Below are 1,606 nucleotides of genomic sequence, written 5' to 3'. Positions count from 1 at the left end.
ACGGGCAAGAGAGATCAAGTGAGGGAGTATTCAGCAGAACGGAAAGAGGCGCTATTGCGGCAGATGATGCCACCGCAGAACAGGCTGGTGTCAGAACTGGCCCGCGAGAGCGGGATCACCGAGCAGACCCTTTATACTTGGCGCCGTCAACTTCGTAATCAGGGAATCGCAGTGCCGGGTAGTGGGAAAAATGCTGAGGAATGGACCTCGGAGGACAAGTTTGCCGTGGTGTTGGAAACGGCTGCGCTGAACGCCAGCGAACTGGCCGAGTATTGCCGGCGCAAGGGCCTGTTCGCCGAGCAGATCGCCGCATGGTGCGCTGCATGCATGGCCGCCAATGCGAGCACGATGCAGCAGACGCGAGGCCAACAGGCGCAGTCAAAGGAAGACAAGAAGCGCATCCGGCAACTGGAGAAGGACTTGCAACGCAAGGAGAAGCGTTGGCCGAAGCGGCAGCACTGCTGATTCTGCGAAAAAAAGCCCAGGCGATCTGGAGGGGCAAAGAGGAAGACTGATCAGCGTCCCAGATCGCCTCTTGTGTGTCGAGTTGATCCGTGAGGCCCAGGCAATGCGTAGCCGTCTTGAGCCGGCCTGCATCGAGCTGGGCATCACCCTGCGCACATTCCAGCGCTGGGTGCGTGAAGGTGACGATGCCGTGGCCGGCGACAGCCGTCGGACCAGCGTGAGGCCGGAACCGGCCAACAAGCTGAGCGAGGATGAGCGAACCGCGATCCTGGCCGTTGCCAACAGCGAGGAATTTGCCAGCCTACCGCCGAGTCAGATCGTGCCGGCGCTGGCCGATCGGGGCGTCTACGTCGCGTCGGAGTCGAGCTTTTACCGCGTCTTGAAGGCAGCATCGCAGCAGCATCACCGCGGCCGCGCAAAGAAGCCTTCCGAACGCGTGCTTACGAGCCATTGCGCCACCGGCCCGAACCAGGTGTGGAGTTGGGATATTACGTGGATGCCAGCTGCCGTGAAGGGCCAATTTTATTACTGGTACATGGTGCTTGACGTCTTCAGCCGAAAGATCGTCGGGCACGAGGTGCAGGTAGCGGACTCGGCGGAACTGGCGTCACGGCTGATGCGCCGGACCAGCCTGGCCGAAGGACTGGCAGGTCGTTCCTTGGTGCTCCACTCAGATAATGGCAGCGCCATGAAAGGGGCAACCATGTTGGCCACCCTGGGGCAACTGGGTGTGGCGCCGTCGTTCAGCAGGCCGCGTGTGAGCAACGACAATGCCTATGCCGAATCGCTATTCCGCACCTGCAAATACCGGCCGGACTACCCGAGAAAACCGTTTGCGAGCCTGGAGCAAGCGCAGGCATGGACGCAGAAATTCGTGCGCTGGTACAACCAGGAGCACAAGTACAGTGGCCTGAAATTCGTGACGCCAGCACAGCGTCACAACGGCTAGAACACGGCGATTCTGAAACGCCGGGAGCAGGTTTATGACGATGCCCGCAACCGCCATTCGCAGCGCTGGTCGCGGGGGATTAGGAACTGGACACTGGAGAGTCAGGTCTGGTTGAATCTGGAAAGGATTCGGCCAGAAGCATTACAGTGCGCCGCTTGAGGTGACGCGACAACTACGTTGACAAACGCCGAT

1 pseudogene is annotated in these 1,606 nt (G+C 60.3%); it reads left to right on the top strand.

Annotated features, from left to right (window positions below):
- Positions 1-63: 63 nt before the first annotated feature.
- Positions 64-1,573 (top strand): annotated as a pseudogene (locus NX782_RS26560) (IS3 family transposase).
- Positions 1,574-1,606 lie beyond the last annotated feature (33 nt).

The organism is Massilia norwichensis (genome assembly GCF_024753245.1).
Taxonomy (GTDB): Bacteria; Pseudomonadota; Gammaproteobacteria; order Burkholderiales; family Burkholderiaceae_D; genus Telluria; species Telluria norwichensis.
This window is presented reverse-complemented; position numbering and strand designations above follow the sequence as displayed.